The following is a 2,419-nucleotide window of genomic DNA, read 5'->3' on the forward strand; positions in this document are numbered from 1 at the left end:
GTCTTGCCGATCTTGGCGACGACGCTCGGGGGCGTTGCCCGGAAAATGTCACCGATGCCCCAGACCGCGAAGCTGCCGATCAGAAGGCAGAAGAGAATGGTGGCGATAATTTTGCCGACCATGCTTTGCCCGGCTTGGCGCATACCACGAAGCATTGTGTTCCCGTTCTCTCAAAACTTGTCAGCACGCCGATTAGCCGATCAAACGCCCGGGGAAAAGGGCAAGTACGGTTGAAAGATGTATCCCGCCTCTGGTAGGTGCGAACAACAGAGCGTGACAGGAGTGCTTGATGAGCGTCGATCGGCCGCGCCCGCTGGTGGCGGGTAACTGGAAAATGAACGGTTTGAAGGCTTCCGCCAAGGTTTTGAGCGAGATTCAGGCCGGATATACGCCGGAGCTGAGGCGCAACGTCGATCTGGTGGTCTGCCCGCCTGCGACGCTGACGTCCATCCTCGCGCTCGCCGCCGTCGGATCGCGCATCGGGGTCGGTGGACAGGATTGTCACGCCAAGGAGGCCGGCGCCTATACCGGCAACGTCTCGGCGGAAATGCTGGTCGATGCGGGCGCGACCCACGTCATTCTCGGCCATTCCGAGCGGCGCCAATACCATGCCGAGAAGGATGCAGACGTCCGCGCCAAGGCGGAAGCGGCCCGACGGGCCGGGCTCGTCGCCATCGTCTGCGTCGGCGAGACGCGCGAAGAGCGCGAGGCCGGGCGAGCCCTCGCGGTGGTGCGCAAGCAGCTTCGAGGATCGATTCTGGAAGGTTCGACGGGCGACGATCTCGTCATCGCCTACGAGCCGGTCTGGGCGATCGGAACCGGGTTGACCCCGACCGCGGCGGACGTGGCGGAGGTTCATGCCGCCATCCGCGACGATCTGAAACGACTGGTCGGCAAGGCCGAGCAGAACCGGGTCAAGATTCTCTATGGCGGATCGGTCAAGCCTTCCAATGCGGTTGAACTCATGGGGGTCGCGAATGTCGACGGCGCCCTGGTCGGCGGAGCGAGCCTGGTGGCGGCGGATTTCCTGGGAATCGCGGCGGCGTACGGGAAGTAAGGGCGCGTTGAAGCGTAACAGGGGCTAAACAGCCACGCTTCACACCACACTTTCCGCAAAAGGGTGGTTGCGGGTCTTTGATCCCGCGCACACCTATGCTACAGGCCGGCCAACATTCGGTGCGAGCGGCCGAGCTCTTGGCGCGGCCGCTTGAGGTTTTGGGAACGATGCAAACAGTCTTGATTATCATCCACCTGATCATCGTGCTTGCACTGATCGGCGTGGTTCTTCTGCAGCGCTCCGAGGGCGGCCTTGGGCTTGGCGGCGGTGGTGGCGTCTCCGGTTTCATGACCGGTCGCGGACAGGCGAATGCCCTGACGCGCGCGACGGCCGTGCTGGCGGCCCTGTTTTTCGTGACGAGTTTGGCGCTGACGATCATGGCGAGCTATGGCCGTGGGCCGCGTTCCATTCTCGACGGCACCTCGACGACGGCTCCTGGCGGTCAGCAGACGCCTGCCGGCGCACCCGGCGGCAATGTGCTCGAGCAGCTCCAGCGGATGCAGGGTGATCAGCCCGCGCAGCCCGGGGCCCCGGCACCTGGCGCTCCAGCGGCTCCGACTGCGCCGCAAGTCCCGCAGTCTCAGTAACCGACGAACCAGGGCCGGATCATCCGGCCCTCTCTTTTTGTGGATGGGCATCGACCGGCCGGATTCGTGTTTGCGAATCGCGGGGTCATAACTTTGGATAGGGGTCCATGACGCGGTACGTATTCATCACCGGCGGCGTGGTGTCTTCGCTCGGCAAGGGACTGGCCTCGGCCGCCCTGGGAGCGCTTCTCCAGGCGCGTGGTTACAAGGTTCGGCTTCGCAAGCTCGATCCATATCTCAATGTCGATCCGGGGACGATGAGCCCCTATCAGCACGGCGAAGTGTTCGTGACCGATGACGGGGCGGAAACCGACCTCGACCTCGGCCACTACGAGCGCTTCACGGGTGTTCCGGCGACGAAGGCCGACAACATCACGACGGGCCGGATCTATCAGGACATCATCACGAAGGAGCGCCGGGGCGATTACCTCGGCGCGACGATCCAGGTGATTCCGCATGTCACCAACGCCATCAAGGACTTCGTCCTGAGCGGGAACGACGGCTTCGATTTCGTGCTGGTCGAAATCGGCGGCACGGTGGGCGATATCGAAGGATTGCCGTTCTTCGAGGCGATCCGTCAGCTCGGTAACGATCTCGATCGCGGCCAGGCGATCTATGTCCATCTGACCCTGTTGCCGTTCATTCCCTCAGCCGGCGAATTGAAGACGAAGCCGACGCAGCATTCCGTGGCGGAGCTGCGTTCGATCGGCATCCAGCCGGACATTCTCCTATGTCGCACGGACCGGGAAATTCCGAAGGACGAGCGCCGGAAACT

4 protein-coding genes are annotated in these 2,419 nt (G+C 63.2%); 3 read left to right on the forward strand and 1 reads right to left on the reverse strand.

The window, feature by feature from the left end; genetic code table 11:
- The coding region (locus tag AC1DT3_RS18050; RefSeq protein WP_477466613.1) for a SurA N-terminal domain-containing protein at positions 1-155 on the reverse strand (155 nt) is incomplete at its 3' end.
- A gap of 134 nt (positions 156-289) precedes the next feature.
- Here AC1DT3_RS18050 and tpiA point away from each other — a divergent pair.
- The 3 genes from tpiA to AC1DT3_RS18065 form a co-directional block, all read left to right on the forward strand.
- Positions 290-1,057 (forward strand): triose-phosphate isomerase, encoded by a 768-nt coding sequence (gene tpiA, locus AC1DT3_RS18055; protein ID WP_477466610.1) that lies wholly within the window; start codon positions 290-292, stop codon positions 1,055-1,057.
- A gap of 167 nt (positions 1,058-1,224) precedes the next feature.
- Positions 1,225-1,644, forward strand: a complete 420-nt coding sequence (gene secG / locus AC1DT3_RS18060) for a preprotein translocase subunit SecG (RefSeq protein WP_477466611.1) — start codon at positions 1,225-1,227, stop codon at positions 1,642-1,644.
- 107 nt (positions 1,645-1,751) lie between these two features.
- Positions 1,752-2,419: CTP synthase (locus AC1DT3_RS18065; RefSeq protein WP_477466612.1), on the forward strand; the 668-nt coding region annotated here is incomplete at its 3' end.

It is taken from the genome of Microvirga sp. P4_G7, from assembly GCF_056401005.1.

Bases quoted from the DNA above. Each gene is read 5' to 3' on its own strand.
- tpiA (WP_477466610.1), top strand. From the start codon at position 290: ATGAGCGTCGATCGGCCGCGCCCGCTGGTGGCGGGTAACTGGAAAATG.
- secG (WP_477466611.1), top strand. From the start codon at position 1,225: ATGCAAACAGTCTTGATTATCATCCACCTGATCATCGTGCTTGCACTG.